At 38.8% G+C, this 23,261-nt stretch carries 23 protein-coding genes and 5 tRNA genes; 7 read left to right on the forward strand and 21 right to left on the reverse strand.

Features of this window, described 5'->3' with window-relative positions:
* Positions 1 to 100 precede the first annotated feature (100 nt).
* The 10 genes from CEQ83_RS21875 to CEQ83_RS21920 all read right to left on the reverse strand — a co-directional run bounded on the left by CEQ83_RS21875 (position 101) and on the right by CEQ83_RS21920 (position 7,391).
* On the reverse strand, positions 101 to 2,278 hold the full coding sequence (locus tag CEQ83_RS21875; protein WP_028411624.1) for a peptidoglycan D,D-transpeptidase FtsI family protein: 2,178 nt from the start codon (positions 2,276 to 2,278) through the stop codon (positions 101 to 103).
* Positions 2,279 to 2,439: 161 nt separating this feature from the next.
* Positions 2,440 to 3,717 (reverse strand): MFS transporter, encoded by a 1,278-nt coding sequence (locus tag CEQ83_RS21880; RefSeq protein WP_028411625.1) that lies wholly within the window; start codon positions 3,715 to 3,717, stop codon positions 2,440 to 2,442.
* 129 nt (positions 3,718 to 3,846) lie between these two features.
* Positions 3,847 to 4,455, reverse strand: coding sequence for a superoxide dismutase SodA (gene sodA / locus CEQ83_RS21885; RefSeq protein WP_014458213.1), 609 nt, complete (start codon positions 4,453 to 4,455; stop codon positions 3,847 to 3,849).
* 197 nt (positions 4,456 to 4,652) lie between these two features.
* A tRNA-Ser gene (locus tag CEQ83_RS21890) sits at positions 4,653 to 4,745 on the reverse strand.
* Between the two features lie 11 nt (positions 4,746 to 4,756).
* A tRNA-Ile gene (locus CEQ83_RS21895) sits at positions 4,757 to 4,833 on the reverse strand.
* A 3-nt stretch (positions 4,834 to 4,836) separates the two neighbouring features.
* A tRNA-Asn gene (locus CEQ83_RS21900) sits at positions 4,837 to 4,911 on the reverse strand.
* A gap of 40 nt (positions 4,912 to 4,951) precedes the next feature.
* Positions 4,952 to 5,025 (reverse strand) — tRNA-Met (locus tag CEQ83_RS21905).
* 1 nt (position 5,026) lies between these two features.
* Positions 5,027 to 5,101, reverse strand: a tRNA-Asn gene (locus CEQ83_RS21910).
* A 62-nt stretch (positions 5,102 to 5,163) separates the two neighbouring features.
* The gene (locus tag CEQ83_RS21915) at positions 5,164 to 5,649 is read right to left on the reverse strand and encodes a DUF456 domain-containing protein (RefSeq protein WP_028411626.1); all 486 of its coding nucleotides are present in this window, start codon (positions 5,647 to 5,649) and stop codon (positions 5,164 to 5,166) included.
* Positions 5,650 to 5,735: 86 nt separating this feature from the next.
* Positions 5,736 to 7,391, reverse strand: a complete 1,656-nt coding sequence (locus tag CEQ83_RS21920) for a Na/Pi cotransporter family protein (protein ID WP_028411627.1) — start codon at positions 7,389 to 7,391, stop codon at positions 5,736 to 5,738.
* Between the two features lie 227 nt (positions 7,392 to 7,618).
* Here CEQ83_RS21920 and CEQ83_RS21925 point away from each other — a divergent pair, with 227 nt between their 5' ends.
* Positions 7,619 to 8,395 carry a DUF1189 domain-containing protein gene (locus tag CEQ83_RS21925; RefSeq protein ID WP_228123020.1) on the forward strand — a complete coding sequence of 259 codons (777 nt, stop codon included), beginning with the start codon at positions 7,619 to 7,621 and terminating at the stop codon, positions 8,393 to 8,395.
* A 151-nt stretch (positions 8,396 to 8,546) separates the two neighbouring features.
* Here CEQ83_RS21925 and CEQ83_RS21930 read toward each other — a convergent pair whose 3' ends face one another.
* Entirely contained in the window at positions 8,547 to 9,758 is a 1,212-nt protein-coding gene (locus CEQ83_RS21930) for an MFS transporter (RefSeq protein WP_028411629.1), read from the reverse strand.
* Positions 9,759 to 9,834: 76 nt separating this feature from the next.
* On the opposite strand from CEQ83_RS21930, the gene CEQ83_RS21935 reads away from it, so the two are divergent.
* Both CEQ83_RS21935 and ispG read left to right on the forward strand, forming a co-directional pair.
* Positions 9,835 to 10,167 carry a hypothetical protein gene (locus CEQ83_RS21935; protein WP_028411630.1) on the forward strand — a complete coding sequence of 111 codons (333 nt, stop codon included), beginning with the start codon at positions 9,835 to 9,837 and terminating at the stop codon, positions 10,165 to 10,167.
* A gap of 151 nt (positions 10,168 to 10,318) precedes the next feature.
* On the forward strand, positions 10,319 to 11,422 hold the full coding sequence (gene ispG, locus CEQ83_RS21940; RefSeq protein WP_201763664.1) for a flavodoxin-dependent (E)-4-hydroxy-3-methylbut-2-enyl-diphosphate synthase: 1,104 nt from the start codon (positions 10,319 to 10,321) through the stop codon (positions 11,420 to 11,422).
* 36 nt (positions 11,423 to 11,458) lie between these two features.
* Here the strand turns inward: ispG and CEQ83_RS21945 are convergent, their stop codons facing one another.
* Positions 11,459 to 11,824: a G protein-coupled receptor family protein gene (locus tag CEQ83_RS21945; RefSeq protein ID WP_028411631.1), complete on the reverse strand. Its 366-nt coding sequence runs from the start codon at positions 11,822 to 11,824 to the stop codon at positions 11,459 to 11,461.
* A gap of 259 nt (positions 11,825 to 12,083) precedes the next feature.
* Here CEQ83_RS21945 and CEQ83_RS21950 point away from each other — a divergent pair, with 259 nt between their 5' ends.
* Complete coding sequence (locus tag CEQ83_RS21950) at positions 12,084 to 12,659, forward strand: 5' nucleotidase, NT5C type (RefSeq protein ID WP_028411632.1); 576 nt, start codon at positions 12,084 to 12,086, stop codon at positions 12,657 to 12,659.
* A gap of 30 nt (positions 12,660 to 12,689) precedes the next feature.
* On the opposite strand, the gene CEQ83_RS21955 is transcribed toward CEQ83_RS21950, so the two are convergent.
* Genes CEQ83_RS21955 through CEQ83_RS21965 form a run of 3 tightly spaced genes read right to left on the reverse strand, consistent with a single transcriptional unit; the run spans position 12,690 to position 14,718 of the window.
* Positions 12,690 to 13,103: a Fur family transcriptional regulator gene (locus tag CEQ83_RS21955; protein WP_013059207.1), complete on the reverse strand. Its 414-nt coding sequence runs from the start codon at positions 13,101 to 13,103 to the stop codon at positions 12,690 to 12,692.
* Positions 13,100 to 13,942, reverse strand: coding sequence for a metal ABC transporter permease (locus CEQ83_RS21960; protein ID WP_028411633.1), 843 nt, complete (start codon positions 13,940 to 13,942; stop codon positions 13,100 to 13,102). Before CEQ83_RS21960 ends, CEQ83_RS21955 begins: the two co-directional genes overlap by 4 nt.
* Entirely contained in the window at positions 13,939 to 14,718 is a 780-nt protein-coding gene (locus CEQ83_RS21965) for a metal ABC transporter ATP-binding protein (protein ID WP_098112951.1), read from the reverse strand. The genes CEQ83_RS21960 and CEQ83_RS21965 overlap by 4 nt, the downstream gene beginning before the upstream one ends.
* Positions 14,719 to 14,990: 272 nt before the next feature.
* Here CEQ83_RS21965 and CEQ83_RS21970 point away from each other — a divergent pair, with 272 nt between their 5' ends.
* Positions 14,991 to 15,242 (forward strand): DUF2624 domain-containing protein, encoded by a 252-nt coding sequence (locus CEQ83_RS21970; RefSeq protein ID WP_013059210.1) that lies wholly within the window; start codon positions 14,991 to 14,993, stop codon positions 15,240 to 15,242.
* 49 nt (positions 15,243 to 15,291) lie between these two features.
* Here the strand turns inward: CEQ83_RS21970 and CEQ83_RS21975 are convergent, their stop codons facing one another.
* Positions 15,292 to 16,179: a deoxyribonuclease IV gene (locus CEQ83_RS21975; RefSeq protein ID WP_028411635.1), complete on the reverse strand. Its 888-nt coding sequence runs from the start codon at positions 16,177 to 16,179 to the stop codon at positions 15,292 to 15,294.
* Between the two features lie 28 nt (positions 16,180 to 16,207).
* Positions 16,208 to 17,527, reverse strand: a complete 1,320-nt coding sequence (locus CEQ83_RS21980; RefSeq protein WP_028411636.1) for a DEAD/DEAH box helicase — start codon at positions 17,525 to 17,527, stop codon at positions 16,208 to 16,210.
* A gap of 176 nt (positions 17,528 to 17,703) precedes the next feature.
* Between CEQ83_RS21980 and CEQ83_RS21985 the strand changes: the two genes are divergently transcribed.
* Together CEQ83_RS21985 and CEQ83_RS21990 are read left to right on the forward strand one after the other, a co-directional pair.
* Positions 17,704 to 18,417 carry a YqfQ family protein gene (locus CEQ83_RS21985; protein ID WP_223546251.1) on the forward strand — a complete coding sequence of 238 codons (714 nt, stop codon included), beginning with the start codon at positions 17,704 to 17,706 and terminating at the stop codon, positions 18,415 to 18,417.
* 128 nt (positions 18,418 to 18,545) lie between these two features.
* On the forward strand, positions 18,546 to 19,496 hold the full coding sequence (locus CEQ83_RS21990) for a 4-hydroxy-3-methylbut-2-enyl diphosphate reductase (protein WP_028411638.1): 951 nt from the start codon (positions 18,546 to 18,548) through the stop codon (positions 19,494 to 19,496).
* A gap of 43 nt (positions 19,497 to 19,539) precedes the next feature.
* On the opposite strand, the gene CEQ83_RS21995 is transcribed toward CEQ83_RS21990, so the two are convergent.
* The 4 genes from CEQ83_RS21995 to CEQ83_RS22010 form a co-directional block, all read right to left on the reverse strand.
* Positions 19,540 to 20,661 carry a Nif3-like dinuclear metal center hexameric protein gene (locus CEQ83_RS21995; RefSeq protein ID WP_028411639.1) on the reverse strand — a complete coding sequence of 374 codons (1,122 nt, stop codon included), beginning with the start codon at positions 20,659 to 20,661 and terminating at the stop codon, positions 19,540 to 19,542.
* On the reverse strand, positions 20,658 to 21,362 hold the full coding sequence (locus CEQ83_RS22000) for a tRNA (adenine(22)-N(1))-methyltransferase (RefSeq protein ID WP_028411640.1): 705 nt from the start codon (positions 21,360 to 21,362) through the stop codon (positions 20,658 to 20,660). Before CEQ83_RS22000 ends, CEQ83_RS21995 begins: the two co-directional genes overlap by 4 nt.
* 169 nt (positions 21,363 to 21,531) lie before the next feature.
* Entirely contained in the window at positions 21,532 to 21,891 is a 360-nt protein-coding gene (gene cccA, locus CEQ83_RS22005) for a cytochrome c550 (RefSeq protein WP_028411641.1), read from the reverse strand.
* 131 nt (positions 21,892 to 22,022) lie between these two features.
* Entirely contained in the window at positions 22,023 to 23,162 is a 1,140-nt protein-coding gene (locus tag CEQ83_RS22010) for an acyl-CoA dehydrogenase family protein (protein ID WP_155017510.1), read from the reverse strand.
* Between the last annotated feature and the right edge of the window lie 99 nt (positions 23,163 to 23,261).

The raw sequence follows: 23,261 nt of genomic DNA on the forward strand, positions 1-23,261 counted from the left end.
ATCTACGTTCACCCTCTCAATAAAAAAATCCGAACAGCGTTAATTCTTAATCAACGTCGTTCGGATCTTACTTCAACTAATATGCTTTTTCCCAGCCTCTTTAATTGGCGTCGTTTGCAATGACAGCCTGTTGATTCTCTTCTTGATCTTTTACTTCTTGTTCACCTTTTTTCTTTAAATCAAAATACGTATCGAGCGCAGAACGAGCAAGCTCTTTTGTAATGGTATTTGGTGCACTTGGCACAAATGCCGATGGTACCACGACAGCTACTGCAATTTCAGGATCATTTGCCGGAGCAAAGGCCACAAAGTTTGAATTATTAACTTTAATTGGATCCCCTCCGCTTGGGTTTTTCTCATAGGCTTGTGCCGTTCCAGATTTACCAGCAGGATTATAGTTCGCTGTATGGAAAGCTGCGTACCCTGTACCGCCTTGTTCCTGCGTAACCCGTTTAAAGCCATTTTGAACATCTTTAATGTATTCTTCTTTCATCGTGATACGATTTAACACATCAGGTTCAAATGAATGCTGCGTACCGCCAATTTCATCGATTTTTATTGTTGGCTTTCGGATTTCTTTTACTAGCTGCGGCTTGATGCGATACCCTCCATTAGCTATTGCAGAAGTATATTGAACAAGCTGCAGCGGCGTGTACGTATCATACTGGCCAATTCCTAAATCAAGCGCTGTACCTGGAACATTGCTTCCGCCTTGTACACCTGTTGATTCGTTATCGAGGTTTATGCCTGTTGATACGCCTAAGCCGAACTGACTGTAGTACGAACGCAGTTCGCTGAATGTGTCAGGTTTAATCGGTAAAGTCATGTTCTTGTGGTACTGTAATCCAGCCATCGCCATTACCGTTTTAAACATAAATACGTTGGATGAATATTTTAACGCGGATGAATACGTTAAGGGTCCTAACCCCTCAGCCTCAGCTGATTTCTTAATTGGTGTTCCTTTAATTTTTAACGGTTCATCAACGAACACTGTGTTTGGCTTAATAGCTCCTGAATCTAAGCCAGCTAGAACCGTTGCCCCTTTTACAACAGAGCCCATTGTATAAGATGTTGAAATATTCCCTAGTGCAAAATCTTCTATTTTAGGTACCCCAGTCTTCTTATCAATGGTGTATTTTTTACCTGCCATTGTTAAGATTTCTCCTGTGTGAGGATCCATCATAATCACAAAAGCACGGTCTAAAAACTGCGTTCCTTTCATTTTCTTTTTGGCTAAAAGCTGGTCCGTAATTTGTTTTTCTACCGCTTTTTGAAGCTCCATATCAATAGTTAAAACTAAATCACTGCCGCGTTCGCCTTTCGACACTTGAATTGTATCAAGGAGATTTCCTTTATCATCTGTTACATACTGGACTTTTTCTTTTTGACCGCTGAGCTGAGCTTCGTATTGCTTCTCTAAATAGCTCGTCCCAACTTGGTCATTTCGACTATAGCCTCTTGATAAGTAATACTGTACTTTATCTTTGGGCAGACCCTCGTTGGCAGAGGATACATTTCCAAGCAAAGTACGGAGAGTGCTGTTTTCTGGGTATGAGCGATCCCAATACGTTGTTGTATCAACACCCGGAAGTTCATCTAAATGCTCACTTACAACGGCATACTCTTCATTTGTCACACCGCTTTTAACAATTTGCGGGGTGCTAGAATAACCTGCCTCCATTTGGCGCTTAATAGCTAGAACTTCTAAATCACTCTTTAAACTTTCTAAATCTTTTTTAGAAATGCGGTCTAACTGACGTTGATACAGTTCGTCATCAGTCATTTCACCATCTTGAACTTTTTTGCGATCAGCTTTCGTAATTTTCTGCTCCGCTTCTTTAGGGTGAAGCATAATCCAATAATCCTTCATGTCGCGTTCTGTAATTTTTACCACGTTTTTAGCATCTTTATTCTTTCTATTTTCTGGAATATCAATCACATTTGTGGTGTAAGGAACATCGATCATAGTGGCTAACTTTTTAGCGATACGCAGCCTTTCTTCAGCTGTATTTCCTTGAAAACGAGTATATGTAATCGTATTTAAAGAGGTATTATCTACAATTACGCGGTTATACCGATCGTACATTTTCCCTCGAGGAACAGGCGTACTGACTGTAACGTCCTGTGTTTTTTCGACTTCTCGTTCGTAATTCTCACCGTACACAATTTGAACAAGTCCCAACCGCAAAATTAATACGGAAAATAGGGCAAATACGGTCAAGAAAAGTAAGTTCACACGAAAAGGCACGTGACTTTTTCTTCTTTTTTTCTTTTTCATACCAACACCTACACTTTATAAAACATATATACCATAACACCATAAAATCAGACATTTAGCAAATAAATAGACACCTGGCAGGTGCCTATTTACACAACGTATTTATTCTAAAAGAAAAGCGAGGCATTTTCCATAGTACAAATGAAGGAGCTAATAATACTCTAAGCTGGAGACTCTCCGTCTCCTTCATTTAATACTGGAGGAGTAACAGTCGTTTCTTTTTTGTGCAGAGGCTGTGAGATATGTCTTACACAAAAATAAATGATCGTATGCCCTGCTCCAACAATAGCTAATAAAATGGGAATACTTTTTGCTTCATCAAAAAATAGTACGGCTATTAAAAATAAAGATATGGAAACGACCCGCCCAATATTCAGAAATACTTCTCTGACAACAATGTATTCGATTCTTTTTGAAACAACGTCCTTTGCTCGTCCAATCACATCGTACGTTAGAGAAATGAATGGAACCAACAAAATAGGATAGGCAATAGCAATACAAACAGCATATATAATTAACTTTGGATACGATAAGTTAAAGATAAGCAAAAAGACTGCTCCATAGAGAAGGAGGCCCCCGGTGAAAATAAATCGAAGGCGATTTTTTTGCTTAATAAATCTTGAGGCTACATAGTATCCTACAAACGCCACCGCTGAATTCACCAGTCCATAAGTTCCTAAAGCTAATTCACTTCCCGTCGTAATAAATACCATGACGGATACGACAAAAATGAACGTACCTTCACGCAATCCTTGAAAGAAATGAGCCTGTAATATTCGATTCCAGTCTTTGTTGACTTTTCGTTCAGCCCACACTTCTTTAAATTTGTATACTCCTTCAGCTGCGCGTCTTGTAATAAAAAAACTAAGCACAACGGCACCGACAAACAATAGCAGAGATACACCAAACACAATTTTATACCCAAGTGATTCATACAAAGCGGAAATAACAAAGCCCGCTCCTAAAGGACCAATCATCCCTGCAAAAGAGTTTAAGATCCCTAAAAATCCGTTAAAAAAGTCTCTTGTATCAGGTTCTGTAATTTCAAAAGTTAGCACATTAAAAGCTAGCCAATAAAAGCCATATCCTATACCCAGCAGTCCACCAAGCAATACTAAATACTCGGCTGCGTTAGCTCCACTGACCAATACAGCGATATAAAAAACAGCTAAAAAAGATACGCCTAACCTTAAAACCACAACCCGGTCAATTCGTTTGGCCCATTTACCTGCTAAAATAAACGTAAGCGGCTGAAGCACCACTACCGCTAAATTATAAATAGCGAGATCCGAAAATTCGCCTGATTGTTTCCACAGATAAATGTTAACAAACGAATTGGAAATTGAAATAGCCAAGGCATAAAGACCGCCTATAATTAAAAGCAAAAGTAAATCTTTACTAACTTCTATATCTCCAACTACTTTTTTTAATAAAGGCATATCAAAAAACTCCTTTTCTCTTCTACACCTAGTGTGTGAAAAAGAAAAGGAGATATGTAAAAGAATTGGAAAACAAAAAAGCCAGTAAAGGTAATAATTACTTTACTGGCTCTTAAATACGTCTTCAGCTTATTTTGCAGCGTCGTAACGCTTAGCAACTTCGTCCCATTTTACAACATTAAAGAATGCTGAAATGTAATCTGGACGGCGGTTTTGATAATTTAAGTAGTAAGCGTGCTCCCAAACGTCTAGACCAAGAATTGGCGTTTTGCCTTCCATTAATGGGCTATCTTGGTTTGGTGTGCTTGTTACTTCTAATTGGCCGTTGTTTACAACTAACCAAGCCCAGCCAGAACCGAAGCGAGTTTTAGCTGCATTTGCAAATTCTTCTTTGAATTGATCAAAGCTGCCGAATTTGCTAGCGATAGCGTCTGCTAATTCACCAGTTGGAGCACCGCCGCCGTTAGGGCAAAGGATTGTCCAAAATAATGAGTGGTTCGCATGACCGCCACCGTTATTGCGTACTGCTGTACGGATATCTTCAGGAACAGCATCTAAGTTTGAAATTAACTCTTCAATACTTTTGCTTTCTAAATCCGCTTTGCCTTCAACAGCAGCGTTTAGGTTTGTAACATATGTGTTGTGATGTTTTGTGTGGTGAATATTCATTGTTTCTTTGTCGATATGTGGTTCCAGTGCATCGTATGCATAAGGTAGTTCTGGTAATTTGTAAGCCATGAATAATTCCTCCTTCAAAATATGTAAGCATTTTGGCGCAAAAGCACCATATACGTTTAGATTAGCAAATTTACCCTACTCTTTCAAATAAAAAGTACCTAATCCATGATTTATATTTACCTAATTCCCATTCGCTATTCTTTTAAACATAAAAAAAGCTTCTTTTTCTCAAAAGAAGCTTTGAATAGACAATAGTATGGCGGAGGAAGAGGGATTCGAACCCCCGCGGGCTTTAACACCCCTGTCGGTTTTCAAGACCGATCCCTTCAGCCGGACTTGGGTATTCCTCCAACCCTATAAATGGTGGACCCTGCAGGACTCGAACCTGCGACCGGACGGTTATGAGCCGTCTGCTCTAACCAGCTGAGCTAAGGGTCCACGTGGCTCCACAGGTAGGACTCGAACCTACGACCGATCGGTTAACAGCCGATAGCTCTACCACTGAGCTACTGTGGAACAATATGAATTATGTATGTCACAAACGTAAATTGGAAAATAGCGGCGGAGGGGATCGAACCCCCGACCTCACGGGTATGAACCGTACGCTCTAGCCAGCTGAGCTACACCGCCATGGCTCCACAGGTAGGACTCGAACCTACGACCGATCGGTTAACAGCCGATAGCTCTACCACTGAGCTACTGTGGAACAATATAACATTTACTAGCGACATTAAAAATTTAACATGTTTCTGGCCTAAAGTCAATATATTATTTTAAAACAGCGTATAAAAAATAGGCAATCATCAACAGTTGAATAAATCCTTTCGAGATAGCGCCACTAAAAAAGCCAATAACCGAACCTACTCCAATTTTTACTGCGTTGCTAATTGTGGTCCGATGAACAATCAGTTCTCCTACAATCGCTCCGATAAACGGCCCTAAAATAATTCCAAATCCCGGAATAACAAACGGACCCACAAGCAATCCAACTGTACTTCCCCAAACGCCTGCTTTAGTGCCTCCGAATTTTTTCACACCAATAATATTAGCGATATAGTCTGCTAAAAAAAGTGCGACAACTAACAATCCTTGTATCACCCAAAATAACCAGCTATAGGAGCTAAAATCATAAAATAAACCGTATATAACAAATCCTAGCGCTACAAATAGCACGCTTGGGATGATGGGATAAACCAACCCAACAAACGATACAACAAAGCTAATGATAACTAATGCCCAACATAAAATAGCCATGCCCGCACCTATCCTTTTTATTATTACTATTTATCATACAATAACCACTCTTATAAAGAAAGGCCTTGCATGAGCAAGGCCTTTCTTTATTTTACCTTTGAATATGTCTTTAGATAGCGATCTCCGAGTACCGCTTCCGCAATATTAACAGCATGATCTCCAATTCGTTCTAAATTGCTAATGATATCGACAAAAACAATAGCAGCAGAACCTGTACATACATTTTCATTTAGACGTAAAATGTGCTTCTTACGAAGCAGACGCTCCATTGCATCAATCTGCTCTTCTTTTTGAATGACCTGGACTGCTTTTTCTCTATCTACTTTTTCTAAAGCAAAAACAGCTTCTTTAACTGTTACAATAGTCAATTCGAACATATCAGCTAAGTCGGTATTAGCTTCTTTTGTCATTCTCACCTTATTTGTAATTTGATAATCAACAAGTTCAATGATATTTTCAAAATGATCGCCAATACGCTCAATATCTCGCGCAGTATCTAGAAGCACAGAATGCTCTTCGCTTTCAGCTTCTGACATGGAAGAGCGGGATAACAACACTAAATAATTCGTGATTTTTTTATCTAAATTGTTAATGGCATTTTCAATTTGCATAGTAGCATCAGAATGTTTAGGATGGCGCGTCTTCAAATAACTATTGGCTTCTTCTAACCCAATCGTCGCGAATTCTCCCATACGAATAAGCTCTGCTTTTGCCTGCCCAAGAGCAATTGAAGAAGACTGTTCAATAAAAATAGGATCAAGATGTTTAGGTTTAAAGTCTATAACAGCATCTTCACCAGGAATCAGCTTTGTAACAATTAACGCAAGCAGACCGATAAGAGGGAACTGAATAATTGTATTGGTTGTGTTAAAGAGACCATGAGCAAATGCAATCGTCATTTCTGGGTTTAAGCCCATCGTCTCTCTCAAGTACTCCACAAGACGAGTAAATAACGGCAAGATAATTAAAAAGATAGTTGTACCAATTAAGTTGAACATTACGTGCGTTAAAGCAGCCCTTCTTGCTGCCACACTTGCCCCGATTGAAGCTAAAATAGCGGTAATAGTCGTACCAATGTTGTCTCCAAACAATACAGGCAGCGCGGCATGTATATCAATAGCGCCCTGTCCAAAAAGTTCTTGTAGAATTCCGATAGTAGCGCTAGAGCTTTGCACAATCACCGTAAATAAAGTGCCAATTACAACTCCTAAAATCGGATTATCACTCATGCTTACAGTTAAATCATGAAACTGTTGAAGTGAGCGAAGCGGCTTCATCCCGCTTCCCATAAGCTCTAGACCAAAGAATAACATTCCAAACCCAAAAGCGATTTGACCAAAATTTTGAACAGGTTTACTTTTAAAGAAAAAGAGTAAAATCGCTCCCACTGCGAGAATAGGAAGAGCGTAGCTCGAAATGTCAATTCCGATTATAAAAGCTGTAACTGTCGTACCGATATTTGCGCCCATAATAACCCCTATAGCTTGGCGCAAAGTCATAAAACCGGCACTTACTAAGCCTACCGTAATAACAGTGGTTCCTGAGCTGCTCTGAATAAGAACGGTAACCAGAATACCTGCTAGAACTCCCATAAACGGATTAGTTGTGAATCTGTCTAAAATATCGCGCAATCTATCTCCTGCTGATTTTTGCAACCCATCTCCCATGAACTTAATCCCGAATAAAAAGATTCCGAGTCCACCGATAAATTCAAAAATCATTTTTTGAACATCTAGTTCCAAACACCTCAACTCCTTGATTTTTTTCTAACGACATAGAGAAGTCCCCACTATTATTAACGAATCTTAAAAGCACTGTAAACGTTTTTACGCTAATGTTTACAATAACTTAACAGTATATTTACATTGTAATTGGAAACGATTTCTAGAATCTATTGTAAACCTTGAATTTCCGCTATAGAATAAATTATAGTTAGAATTTTTTAATAAAAGGAGGGTTTACAATAATCATGTTAAAAAAGATGGGATGGAGTCTTACTTCTTTTCAAAAAATGAGGTCTCTTCGCTTTGAGCATACAAACAAAACCATTGGCTTCATATTGTTTTTAACACTTATTTCTTTGCTGCCTACATTTTTCTTTATGACGTTGACAATTGTAAACGGCTATCACATTGCTACAACAGAGCTCCCGAAATCTGTTTCTTCTTTTTCTATTTCAAATTCACAGCTTACGTCAAGCCAACCTTTCACAAAAAAAGTAAACGGTACCGCTTTTATCTTAGACCCCTCACAGTCTATTGAACGGTTTCATTCCCCTGCTCATGCAATTGGTTTTTTAAAGGATGGAATTTACATCACGACTAATTCACAAACACAAACGTATTCATATGAGTTGCTAAACTGGCATCATAAAGATAAAAATGAACTGTTAAACTTGCTGCACGAACAAAAATTTTCTTTATACATACTTGTCCCTATCGCTATGCTTTTACTGTACGTATTAACATCTGGACTAAACTTCCTTTCTATTACCTGCCTTGCTTATCTTGGAAAACTGATTGGACTCATCACTAAGAAGCAGCTTCCTTTCAAACAGCTATGGGCACTGAGCGCTTATAGTACGGTAGCCTTCACGCTGCTTTATATGCTTTTTGAAGCTTTTTCTTTTTCTCTAGCAACACATAGCTCTCTTTACTGGATAGGAACGTTCTTCATTTACTTATTGCTCGTCACAAGGGTTCCTATGAGAAAAAAGGTAAAACCTAATAAAGCGATTGAAACATAACGAAATGAATCCAATCAACCGCTAGAAGCACCTACATACATAAAATCTATGTTTACCCTGCCAATGAAAAGCTCCGAACGAATTTAATTCTTGATCAAGAATCAAATTTGTTGGGAGCTTCTTCAACTAACATACTTTTGTCCCAGCCTCTTTATTTCTGTACAACTTTTCTTCTCCCCATTGCAGAAGAAAAAATTTTCAACTGATACAAAACCCACAAACCTCCTGCTGCGAGCAAACTAAAGCTATAAATAAACATCAGCCTTTCAGTATGCATCCACACTTCAAAAACAACGGGTCCCAACGCTACTCCTAAAAATCTCACCGTTCCATAAATGGATACAATAAATCCTCTTTCTTCGTCTGAAGCCGCTGAAGTAATCATCATATTAATACAAGGAAGAACAAATCCTAAGCCGCCAAAGGCGACTGTCAAACAAAACATCAGCACAGGAAGCGTATAAATCACCGTTAATACTCCAAACATTACGAATAAAAGAATCATTCCTACTATCATCAATTTTTTCATGAGCACTACATCTGTTTTGATTCGCTGACCGGTCCAATAAGAAACGAGCGTCATCGCGCCAAGAGGAAATAAAAAAGCGGTTCCTTTGAAAAAACCGTCTATATGATACGTTTCCTCTATTAAAAAAGATAAGTAATATAAAATGCCAAATAATAAAAACAACCCCAGTCCCCCGACAAAGAATAAAGGAAAAAGCGATTTTCTTTTATCATAGACGATCCCAATGGCTCTCTTTAAATACTCTCCAACAGATACTGAATCTGAACCTGTTTTCGCTTCTCTCACATACATGGCTATACCTACTAAAGCAGCACCTGCAGCTAAAGGATACACAAAAAATGCGGCATACCATACAACGAGTGCCGCCGTTGCTCCAATTATAGGTGCAACCACTTTTCCAGCTCCATTATATACTTCTAAAATCCCAAGGACTTTTGCTCTTTTTTCCCCTGTAAATACATCTCCAGTTAATGCCATTGCCAACGTTGTAGTACCAGCAGCGCCAATCCCTTGAATCACTCTTCCAGCCATCAACACAGCAAAGCTTCCAGAAGAGACCAAAGCGCTACTAGCAGCGACAAGGCTACCGATTATCATCACGATGAGGGAATACATAATTAATTTTTTACGTCCATATCGATCTGATAAAATTCCTACCGCAGGAATACACAATGCAGCCGGAATCGAAAATACACTCAGTATCAAACTGGTTTGGACTCCACTTAAGTGAAGTGACTTTTGAATGCTTGGCAGCAGAGGAATGAGCATGGAATTTCCCAGCACCATGATTAAAGGCAATAAGCCTAATGAAACAATCATTAATTTTTCTTTCAATTTTCGTTCTCCAATCATATTTAAGTAAGACAAGCATAGGCTTTACACATAAGCAAAAGAATGAAGGAGGAGCATAATGAAAAAGCTATGTGCATTAGCCGCTTTCGCTTTTATCGGATATATTTGTCACTACGACATTAAATACGGGACCATTCCTACTGCGACTGAAGCAGTTCAAGTCAGCAAAGCGCAGCCTGCAGAAACAAAAGCCGCCAGCTCTTCTTCCACCTATACAAAAATAAAAATTAAGCCAGGCGATACAGTTTTGTCCGTCATTGAAGAGCTTACAAAAAAATCGATACCGGTTTCTATGAACCAAATGATTAAAGACTTTAAGAAGTTAAATAACGGTACAGCGCCTGAAGATATTCAAATTGGAAAAACGTATAAGTTCCCTATTTACAAGTAATGACAGCATTCTTCTTGTCAAGATGGGATAGTCATTGTTAAAATAGCTAAGGTAGTACTTTCTACTAGTTATTTTGTTCATAAAGAGTTATTCTATTAATGAATTCAAATTCTTGATTTCATTTTGAAGGAGAGATTATCACGTGAGTGAAATTATACATCGTACAAAAACACGCCCCGTTAAAGTTGGAGATTTAACAATTGGGGGCAGTAACGAATTAGTTATTCAAAGTATGACAACCACTAAAACACATGATGTTGAAGCAACGGTTGCAGAAATTAAACGTTTAGAAGAAGCAGGATGCCAAGTTGTTCGTGTTGCTTGTCCAGATGAGCGCGCAGCAGATGCAATCCCTGAAATTAAAAAACGCATTAACATTCCATTAGTTGTAGATATTCATTTTGACTATCGCTTAGCGTTAAAAGCAATTGAAGGCGGAGCGGATAAAATCCGTATCAACCCAGGTAATATTGGACGCCGTGAAAAAGTGGAAGCTGTTGTAAATGCTGCAAAAGCTAAAAATATTCCAATTCGTATTGGAGTTAACGCCGGTTCACTGGAAAAACGTATTTTAGATAAATACGGCTATCCGACAGCAGATGGCATGGTAGAAAGTGCACTTCATCACATTAAAATTTTAGAAGACCTTGATTTCCATGACATCATCGTTTCAATGAAAGCATCCGATGTTAACTTGGCAATTGAAGCATATGAAAAAGCTGCTCAAGCTTTTGACTACCCTCTTCACTTAGGAATTACAGAATCGGGTACATTATTTGCGGGAACTGTAAAAAGTGCAGCAGGTCTTGGCGCTATTTTGTCTAAAGGAATCGGAAATACATTACGTATTTCTTTAAGTGCGGATCCTGTAGAAGAAGTAAAAGTTGCACGCGAGTTGCTAAAATCATTCGGTTTAGCTTCCAATGCTGCAACGCTTATTTCTTGCCCAACTTGCGGACGTATTGAAATTGATTTAATTAGCATTGCTAATGAAGTTGAAGAGTATATTTCAACTGTAAAAGCACCGATTAAAGTAGCGGTACTTGGCTGCGCTGTAAACGGTCCTGGCGAAGCTCGTGAAGCTGATATCGGGATTGCAGGAGCACGCGGTGAAGGTCTTCTATTCCGCAAAGGTGAAATCGTACGCAAAGTTCCGGAAGAAACAATGGTTGAGGAACTAAAAAAAGAAATTGATAAAATTGCTGCTGAATATCACGCAAAGCAAGAAGCTGAAAAAGCTGCAGCTAAATCATAACCAAAAAAAGCGAGGCGCATATGCGCCTCGCTTTTTTTATGAAAAGAACGGTAATATAAACGTACCGACAATAATCGATACAACTCCGATCCCTATTGCCCATGCTCCTAGCGTAAGTGCTCCTTTTCTGCGTGCGATAAACCCTAGAATAATCCCAGCGGCACCAAGAATAATTGGTAAAAAGAATAGTGAAAGAATCGAAAGCACGAGTGCGAAACGACCGTATCCCGTTCCTTCTCCTTGTCCAGCGACTTCATGATTGCGATTGCGGTCAATATCTATAACTTCACGCTCTGCATGTGGCTCTCCTACTCGGTAAGGAACGCCCACTTCAGCTGCAGTTTCTTCCATGAAATCAGCTTCATATACATCTTTTCTACGCCTTTGTTCTTCATTCTCCATGCTTAATCCCTCGCTTTCGTAAATAAGGAGCATTTATAGTATCTGAATGCGAGAAAAAATTATAAGTGTTAATCTTATACAGCTGCTCATTTTCTTGCAAAAATAGATACCTGCACGATTCCCACACCGTATAATCATCCTTATCTTTTTTCTTAAGGAGTATAAAAAGTATTACTGTTTCTCTTTAGGCTTTATGTTACACTAGACAAGAATAATCAAGCACCTAAGCAGAATAAACGTATTAAAGGAGTGCACGTAGTTGACAAAAAAGTTTGGAATTGACATTGATGGAACTGTTACCTCTCCTGAAACTTTTGTTCCTCATTTAAATAAAGCCTTTAACTTAAATTTAACACTTGAAGATATTACAGAATATGATTTCAGCCCTTTTGTAAATGTATCACCTGCAGAACTCGGGAAATGGTTTAAAGCAAATGAACGCTCTATTTACGAAACCTCTCCACTTGCAGACGATGCAAAAGCGGTTTTGCAAAAGTGGCATCAAAAGCACGAATTATTCTTTATTAGTGCAAGGCACGATCAGCTATTGGACGTCACGGAAGAATGGTTTCAAAAAAATGAGCTATCGTTTCATCACATTGAGTTAGTCGGCTCTCATTTTAAAGTTGAGACAGCAAAACGATACGATGTTGATATCTTTTTTGAAGACAAACATGATAATGCTTGTGAAATCAGTGAAGAATGCAATATTCCCGTTATCTTATTTGATACTCCTTATAATCGCTTACCTGTTCCAAAAGGAGTGGTTCGCCTATATAACTGGCTAGAAGCAGATCAGTGGGTAGCCGACTGGTTAAAAGAACAGCAAAAATAAAAAAGAGAGGTGCATAGCACCCTCTCTTTTTTATTGATTACATTCTATACATTGACCGTAAATTTCGAATTTATGGCCTGTAATATTATACCCTCGCAAATCCTCGTCTACATACTCCATCGGACAAGCTTCAATTTCTTTTGTTTTTCCACAATCTAAACAAATGAAGTGGTGATGATGATGAGCAGTTGCACATTTAAATCGAAAGTGCTTTTCGCTCGAAAGCTCCGTCATTTCAAGTACGCCTAACTCCACAAATAATGATAAATTACGGTAGATTGTATCAAAACTTAGACCAGGATAATCAGGCTTCATATATTCTAATACATCTTTTGCCGTTAAGTACTTATTTGATTTTGAAAACAAGGCAAGCATTTCTTCACGTTTTCCTGTATGTTTATATCCTTGATCTTTTAATAAATGAATGGCTTCAGTTAAATTCATTTTTGTTTCCCCTTCCGTCCTTTATTAATCATAATAGATATGATTAAAATAACAACAGCAATGACAACAATTGTACCGCCTGGTGCTAAATCCAAGTAGTACGCTGAAAATAATCCGCCTAAAACAGATATTTCACCAAAAATCACCGAAAGCAGAATCGTTTGTTTAAAGCCTCTAGCTAAGCGAATGCTTGCTGCTACAGGAAGAGTCATAAGCGATGACACCAATAGAATACCGACGATACGCATCGATACAGCAATGACAAGAGCAACCATCACGATAAATAAAAAGTGCATCCACTTCGATTTAATTCCAGAAGCAGAAGCATGCTCCTCGTCAAAAGATAAAATAAATAATTCTTTATATAAGAAAAAGACAATAGCTATTACAAATACGGCTATGACAACAACTGTCCAAAGATCCGAACGACTAACTGCACTCACGCTTCCAAACAAATAATTCATTAAATCATTATTAAAACCGTCTGCCAGCGAGATACAAATTGCACTAATACCAATTCCGCCCGATAAAATAATCGGAATGGCCAGCTCTTGATAGTGCTTGTAGACCCCTCGAAGCTTCTCGATAAAAAGAGCCCCTGTAACGGAAGACACCATTCCTAAATAGACGGGGTTCACTCCTTGCATAAACCCTATTTTCTGACTAAGAAGCAAGCTCGCAGAAATTCCGGCTAGCGTCACGTGACTTAACGCGTCTGCAATTAAAGAAAGACGTCTTACTACGATGAACGTGCCCAATAAAGGAGCTAAGACGCCAATAATCATACCTGTTAAAAATGCATTTCGCAAAAACTCAAATTGAAATAAACTGCTTATCATACGTGCTGCCCTCCATGATGATGATCATGGGTTAACACATGAACATTATGACCATAAAACATAGATACGTCATGTTCACAAAGCTGTTCGAATTCTTTGGCATTCCCATGAAAGTGTAAAAATTTATTTAAACAAGCAACGTGGGTTACTTTTTCCGAGACAGTTCCAATATCGTGAGTAACAAGCACAAGCGTAATTCCTTTTTCTTTATTTAACTTTTCAAGAAGCTCATAAAAAGTGTACACATTTTGTGCATCCACTCCGACCGTAGGCTCATCTAAAATCAACAGCTCGGGCTCACTTACAAGCGCGCGTGCAATAAAAATTCGCTGCTGCTGACCACCGGATAGCTCTCCTATGTTTCGATTTAAAAATTTGCTCATCCCCACTGCTTCTACCGCTTCTTTTACTTTTTGTTTATGAGAAGCATTCATAAAGCGAAACAAACCTAGTTTTGAAGTAAGGCCCGTGGAAACCACTTCAAAAACGGTAGCAGGAAAGCCGCTGTTGAAACTATTCGCTTTTTGCGATACATATCCAATTTTACTTCGTTCTTTAAACCTTCTCTGATCTTTTCCAAATAAACGAATTGAACCTTGAGATGGTTTTTGCAAACCAAGCAAACATTTAATTAGCGTTGATTTCCCAGAACCATTTGGACCAACGAGCCCCAAAAAAGCTCCTTTTGGAATTGAAAAACTTATATCTTCTAATACATTCACTCCATCATATTGAAATGATAAATGATCAATTTCAATGATATCAGGTGTATTCATATGCGCCTCACCATTCTTTTTTTATATTTCTCCATACAAAAGAGGGCACGGTTTCTATCGTATACTCCGTTACCCATTTACTTTCTCAGAATCATTACGATTTAGTCATTAATGTAGTATACAGGATTGTCTTTTATTTGTAAACTAAGCCGTTTCACTCTTTCGCTTTCTTACCCCGTAGGTTCATCCGACTCAAAATGTTGTTTTATTACACAATATAGTCACATCTTTCTTTTTTATTCATAAACTGTATATGACGAGGAGGTAATCATATGAAAATTGTACAGCAGATTGTCAATAAGAAAGTAAACAATATTACCCCGAAAGAGCTTTTAAAGTATAGCAAACAATACAACATCCCCATTACAGATCAGCAGGCACACACCCTTGTATCTGTCATTAGACAGCAGCCCGTAAATATTTATAACCTTGAAGAGCGCCGAAATTTAATCAAACAAATTGCTCAAGTAACAGATCGTGAAACTGCCAGACGCGTGAACGAATTATTTCAGCAGTTAATGTAAAAGAAGAGGTCATGTCTGTAGACATGACCTCTTTCAATCACATATGAAATTACATAAGCTTTTGTTTTAACTCTGAATCAAAGCTTTGTGCACGAATCATATCAATTTCCAATTGATATGGCGCTTTTTTATTTTTCTTATCTTCTCCTACATAAGGAGTTTCTAGAATTTTAGGAACTTCTTTAAACGCTGGGTGATGAACAATATAATTCAGTGCACCAAATCCGATTTCACCAAACCCAATGTTTTCATGACGGTCTTTTCGAGCACCGCATACATTTTTACTATCATTGATGTGAAGCACTTTAATTCGCTGTATTCCTACGGTTTTGTCAAATTCATTTAATACACCGTCAAAGTCTTGAACGATATCGTAACCAGCATCATGTACGTGACATGTGTCAAAACAAACAGAGAGCTTTTCATTGTGCGTCACACCATCAATAATTTGGGCGATTTCTTCAAAGCTTCTTCCACACTCTGTTCCTTTTCCAGCCATTGTCTCAAGCGCAATTTGAACTTCTTGATCAGCTGTCAACACTTCGTTTAGACCGTTGATAATTTGCTGAATACCAGCATCTGCTCCTGCCCCCACATGAGCCCCTGGATGAAGAACAATTTGCTTTGCGCCAAGAGCATGGGTGCGCTGAATTTCAGACGTTAAGAAATCTACTCCAAGCTCAAATGTTTCGGGCTTTGTTGTATTCCCTAAATTAATGATATAAGGAGCATGTACAACAATATCTTTCATTCCATGCTCTTTCATATGCAAAAGACCAGCTTCAATATTAAGCTCTTCAATCTTTTTGCGACGAGTATTTTGTGGAGCGCCTGTATAGATCATAAACGTATTTGCTCCATAAGAAGCTGCCTCTTCACTTGCTCCTAAAAGCATCTTTTTGCCGCTCATCGATACGTGAGAACCAATTTTCAACATTCTTTTTTACACCTCTAACCTATTGCGATTAACGATTGTTTCGTCTTTCACTACGCTTTTTCTTTTGCACGTACTTTGTAATTTCACGAGCACGTTTTTTCTTATAGCCAGGCTTTACTTTCTTAGGCTTTTGAATAAAGCGATGTGCCTCTTCTCCCACTTCATCCGCTTTCTTCACACGCTTTTTACGGCGGTTACGGTCATCAATAGAAACCCACTCTTGCTTTTGAAGATCTTTGTTTACAAACTCGATTCCCATTTTCTCTAGCTTATTTACTGCATCTTCATCTTCCACATCGAAGATTGTAGCAGCAATTCCAGAATGACCAGCACGAGCTGTACGGCCTACGCGGTGAATGTAGAAATCTAGATCTGAAGGAAGCTCAAAGTTAATAACGTGTGAAATCCCTTCAATATCAATACCGCGAGCTGCTAAATCTGTCGCTACTACGTATTGAAATTCTAAATTATTAATTTGCTTCATCATTTTCTTACGGTCACGAGGAGATAAGTCTCCGTGAATTCTTCCTACTTTTAAGCCTTTAGACAGTAGGTCATCTGCTACTTCGTCCGCCATTTTCTTTGTATTTGTAAAGACGATAGCTAAATAAGGATTATACGAAATAAGCATATCGTGCAGCAGCTTAAACTTGTTACGATGACGTAGTGGAACTAATACATGCTCTAATTTAGCCGCTGCTGCTTGCTTCGGCGAAACATGCGTAAATTTTGGATTTTCCATGTATTTTTTTAAGAATGGCTTTAATTTTTCAGGAATCGTTGCTGAAAAAACAAGCATCTGTAATTTTTCAGGCATGTTGCTTGCCAAACGGTCCACATCTTCTAAAAATCCCATATCAAGCATTAAATCAGCTTCGTCTACTACTAACGCCTTAGTTGTATACACAACTAACGCTTTTTCATTTACTAAATCAAACAAACGAGCCGGTGTTCCTACAACCACTTGAGGCTGTTTCTTTAATTTGTCGATTGTACGCTGCTTATCTGTACCGCCGATAAAACATTTTGCTGAAATTTCTTCTCCTTCAGCACTGTGTTTTGTTAGCTTTAAGACTTCTTGATAAATTTGAGAAGCAAGCTCACGAGTTGGAGCGGTAATTACAACTTGTACTTCTTCTTTTTTATGATCTACCTTTTCAAGTAAAGGCAATAAATAAGCGTGTGTTTTGCCCGTCCCTGTTTGTGACTGACCAATTACACTTTCCCCTTTTAAAACGGAAGGAATTAAGCGCTCTTGAATCTCTGTAGGCTGATAAAAACCTAATTGTTTAATTGCTTCTATTAAAAATGGTTGAAACTCAAAACGTTCAAAGTTTGTTTTTTCCATAATAGTCTCCTTTTTTACATTCACGTTCATCTTTTAAGGCACAATATATGATTATAATCGATTTTTCCTTCTGTGACTACTTCTCATTCATATTACTAAAACTTATTACCTGTTTCAAAAACATTTTATCGCGAGTTGCATACGATAGTAAAAGAAAATCTACTTTACTAAAGGAGGTGCGTCCTTTGCTACAGCGAAGACCACCATTTCCACCCGGTATGCAAAGAAGAATGATGCCAGGAATGCCACCGCAAAACGGTTTTGGGCAACAACCTGGTAACTTTGGCCAATTTAATCCATTACAGCAGTTTCGTAACTTTGCCCAGCAAACAAATGCTCAACAATCATTTTACCCGAATCAGCAAGGCCTGAACCGTGGAGGAGGTAACTTCTTAACTCGCCTATTCCGAAGAGGCGGGAATAGAAACATCCCCTTTCAACAAGCAGCAGCTGCTGCTCCTCGAGGTTCTTTGTTTTCAGGCCTTTCAGGAGCCCAAGGTGCTGCAGGAGCGACCAACTCTTCTTCCCTGCTTGGAGGTTTGCAAGGTTTAACGAACCCTGCTAACTTAAGCTCCATGATGGGAAATGTTCAACGAGTATTAAAAGCTGCGGAAACGATGGGACCTATGATTCAACAATACGGACCTCTTGTCAAAAATGCTCCTTCTCTATGGAAAATCTATCAGGCCCTGCGCTCAAGTGACGATACAGATGAAGTACTCGAAGCAGAAGGAACAGAGGTTGCTGAAACTGATGAAAGCAAAGACAGTAAGGTTTTGTCAACAGGCGCAGAAAGCACGGATTCATCTGATGATGAGCTGGATTTCTTCGAAGAAGAAATTGAACTTTCCTCTAGAGATCGAGTGTCTAAACCAAAACTTTATATTTGATAAATCTGCTAGTTCCGTAAGCAAAGACAGTAAGTAAAAAAAGAATATCTTTGTATTCTTCCTTCCTCTTTTATATAATAGAAGCGAGTTGAATTGCTCGTCAGGATTATGATGAGGAGGAAATTGAAATGAAAGTTATTAAAATCGCACCGCGCGGCTATTGTTATGGTGTAGTAGACGCAATGGTCATTGCACGAAACGCCGCTTTAGATAAATCATTGCCTCGACCAATCTATATCTTAGGAATGATTGTTCATAATAAACACGTTACAGATGCGTTTGAAGAGGACGGCATTATCACACTGGACGGTGCTAATCGCTTAGAAATCTTAGACCAAATAAATGAAGGAACCGTTATTTTTACGGCGCACGGAGTATCTCCAGAAGTAAAAGAACGAGCAAAAGAAAAAGGTTTAACAACAATCGATGCTACATGTCCGGATGTTACAAAAACCCACGACCTTATTCGCCAAAAAGAAAAAGAAGGTTATGACGTTATTTATATCGGAAAAAGAAATCATCCTGAGCCAGAAGGTGCACTTGGCATCGCACCAGATATCGTTCATTTAATTGAGAAAGCAGAAGACGTAGCCCATTTAAATATTCAACGTGAAAAAGTCATTGTAACCAATCAGACAACAATGAGTCAGTGGGACGTTGCAGATGTAATGGAAAAAGTAAAAGAAAAATATCCGCACGCTGAAGTTCACAAGGAAATTTGTTTAGCTACACAAGTTCGCCAAGAAGCTGTAGCTGAGCAAGCAGGTGAAGCAGATGTTACAATCGTAGTAGGAGATCCTAAAAGTAACAATTCAAACCGTTTAGCTCAAGTATCAATGGAGATTGCCGGCACTGAGGCATATCGCATCGGTGACATCTCAGAGCTTCAGATCGAATGGTTGATGAACGCGAAAACCGTAGCTGTTACGGCAGGCGCATCTACCCCTACTCCAATCACAAAAGAGGTCATCAATTTTCTAGATCAGTTCGATCCGGAAGATGAAACAACATGGACACGTGAAAAAAGTGTGCCTCTTTCGAAAATTTTACCAAAAGTTCGAACAAAAAAATCGTCTTAATAGACGCAAAAGAAGGTGTTGACATTCGTCAACACCTTCTTTGTTACCTAAACGTAAATGGGTTTGTGTCTACTTTTGAATCAAATACTTCACACTCAAAGTTTTTCGCTTCAAAAAGACTGTTTAATACGCGTGTTACACCTTGTCTCATGACTTTTTCAACATGATGACCAGGATCTACAACGTTTAATCCCATTGCCATTGCATCATGCGCAACGTGGAAATACAAATCACCTGTTACATAGGCATCTGCTCCGCTAAATTTTGCGTTTGTAATATATTTGTTTCCGTCTCCGCCAAGAACAGCTACTTTTTTCACAGTGGCATCCATAGACCCTACTACTCTGACACCATCTACATCCAATGCTTGTTTAACGTGATCGGCAAACTGTTTTAACGTCATCTCTTCTTTTAACTTACCAACTCGTCCAAGTCCAAGCGTTTCGCCCGTTTGTTCCACTGGATAAATGTCATAGGCTACTTCTTCGTAAGGATGAGCACTGAGCATGGCACGAATAATTTTATTTTGTTGACCCGCTTCAAAAATAGTTTCAACTTTTGTTTCATTGACACGTTCTAGCTCTCCTTTTGAGCCAATGTATGGATTGGCTTCTGAAGAAGGTTTAAATGTGCCTTCGCCTTCTGTTGAAAACGTACAGTCGCTGTAAAGGCCAACATGTCCAGCTCCCGCATCACAAATAGCTGTGCGCACTGCTTCAGCGTCATTTAAAGGAACAAATACAGCTAGCTTTTTCAATTGAATCGACGTTGTTGGAACCAGCACTTTTGTCTCTTGTAGCCCCAACGCTTCGGCTAACAAGTCATTTACTCCGCCTTTAGCTATATCTAAGTTTGTATGAGCAGCATATACGGCAATATCATGCTTAATGCATTTCTCTAAAATACGCCCTTCAGGACGATCTGTAACCACTTGTTTTAGTGGTCTAAAAATAGGAGGATGGTGAGCAATAATTAAATCCACTTGTTTTTCAATTGCTTCGTCTACGACCGTTTCAAGAACATCTAACGTTACCATTACTTTTTTTACAGGCTTGTTTAACGTTCCAATCTGTAAACCAATTTTATCTCCTTCAACCGCTAAATGCTTGGGGGAAAATGATTCAAATGCCTCAATTACTTGAAATCCGTTAGGGATTTTACTCATTTTAACGCCTCCTCAATTAATGAGATGTCTTGGGTAAGTTTTTGAAGTTTTGCTTTGCTTTCCTCTGACTGAGCCTGTTCCATTTGACTGACAATTTGTTTAAGATGATTTAGTTCATGCGTCCACTTTGTCATAAAAGCAGAAGAGCGCTTTTCTTTTAAAATAGGGCCCATTAACACACCGGCTTCCACTTCCCCGTTATACGGAGCTAAAGGGTTTCCAGGTTCAGCGACGATGACTTCATACATACGACCGTCTTCTTCGATGATTTTTTCATCAATGATTTCCCAGTTGTGTTGAATCAGCCAGCTGCGAATATGATGTGAACCAATATTCGGCTGAAGCACCAGTCTTTTTACTCCTTCTAATTTTGCCTTTCCTTCTTCTAAAATCATCGTAATAAGCGTTCCGCCCATTCCGCAGATTGTAATACAGTCTACTTCATTCGGTGATATTACTTCTAGGCCGTTTCCTTTTCGAACATCAATAACATCCGTTAAGCTTGTTTTTTTCACCTGCTGAATAGCCGATTGCAGGGGACCTTCTGTAATTTCACCTGCTACAGCGCCGCTAATATATCCATTTAAATAAGCAAAACATGGCAAATACGCATGATCTGAGCCAATGTCTGCTATCTTTGCTCCCAAAGGAATCGACTTTACTACTTCTTCAAGTCTTGTTGATAAGTTTAATTCATTCATTTTGTCACCTATTCTCTATGTGATTACTGTTCATTATTTTAACATAGATAGTTGCATGATTCCTATTTCTCTTCATGTTTTCCTTCTAGCTGAATGCGTATAAAAAAATCATAAAAAAAAAGCCTGCTTTATAAATGAGCGGCTTTCCAGAAAATCATGTTTCTGAACTCTATTTAATTTCGGATACCCATTTAGCCATTTCCTTCGCTTTTTCCGGTGGAACCAGCCCGGCCGGCATGTTTCCTTTACCGTTTACAACAATATTTGCAATTTCGTCTTGAGAAACTTTTTTCCCAATTCCTTTTAACGAAGGACCTACTCCACCTTGATACTGATCACCGTGACAACCAATACAAGTTTTTTGATAAATTTCTTCTGGTTTAGCTGAAGCCTGCTGTTCCGCGCCACCGCCTTCTTTTTCAGCCGCGATTTCTTTTGCATTGTTCAATCCGTTGAACGAAAGCGTTAACATTAAAGCAATCCCGATTACCGCAATTAATAAAAATGGTATTAGCGGATTTCGCTTCACTCACTATACCCCCTTTATGTATTCCCATCCCTAGAAATAACAAAATAGTATAAGCACTTTTATTTTACTTGAAAATGCTCATAAGTGAAAGGGTTTTATTTACATAATTAACTAATTTCTTATTACTTATCTTAACAGCCAATTTGCCTTGCAATAACAGAGCGCTGAATTTCCGAAGTTCCTTCTCCAATTTCTAAAAGCTTGGCATCCCGTAAATACCGCTCCACGTGATACTCTTTCATGTAGCCGTATCCTCCATGAATCTGCACAGCTTGACTGGCTACTTCCATACAAATTTCAGAAGCATACAGTTTACACATAGCTGCTTCTTTCGTAAATGGCTTTCCTTGGTCTTTTAACCACGCTGCTTTATACACCATATTTCTTGCTAACTCAATTTTCATGGCCATATCAGCTAATTTAAACTGAATCGCTTGAAACGATGAAATAGCTTTCCCAAACTGCTTTCTTTCCTGCGCATATGACAGTGCTTTTTCATAAGCCGCTTGAGCGATTCCAACGGCCATTGCCCCAATTCCAATTCTTCCCCCGTCAAGCGTCATTAGAAATTGTTTGAATCCTTCTCCTCTTACACCGAGTAAATTCTCTTCAGGCACTTGAACATCCTCTAAAACGAGTTCAGTTGTATTTGAAGCATGTAGACCCATTTTCTCGTAATTGTCTATTACAGTAAAACCTCGAGCTTCTGTAGGCACGATAATAGCTGAAATTTCTTTTTTACCTTCTGTACGGTTTGTAACAGCTGTTAAAGCTAAAAACTTTGCATAGCTGGCATTCGTAATATAGCATTTACTTCCATTAATCCTAAATGTTCCATCCTTCAACACTGCTTCGGTCTCCGTTCCCCCCGCGTCACTTCCTGCGTTCGGTTCGGTTAAACCAAACGCTCCAAAAGATTCCCCGGAGCATAAAGCAGGTAGGTACTGTTCTTTTTGCTCCTTTGTTCCGAATAAATAAATAGGTGCCCCCCCGAGCGAAACATGAGCTGAGTATGTAATTCCTGTAGAGCCACAAGCTTTACTTAACTCCTCTACGACAATAGCAAAACTAACCGTATCTGCGCCTCCGCCACCATACTCTTCAGGAAAAGGAAGGCCCATTACACCAAGCTCACTTAACTTTTTAAAAACATCAAGCGGAAATTGCTTACTTCGATCGCGCTCTAGTGCATTTGGTGCTACCTCAGCTTCTGAAAATTCTCTCAGCGTCCGTTGAATCATCTTTTGTTCATTGGTTAATTCATAATTCATTTTTATTCCCCCTAAAAATGTATACGCTTACATTATCTAATTATAATTCATTTTTGTAAATTTTCTCAACTTTTAAAACGTTTTAATTTTTTCATGTTA

The organism is Priestia megaterium (genome assembly GCF_009497655.1).
In the GTDB taxonomy this organism is placed as follows: domain Bacteria; phylum Bacillota; class Bacilli; order Bacillales; family Bacillaceae_H; genus Priestia; species Priestia zanthoxyli.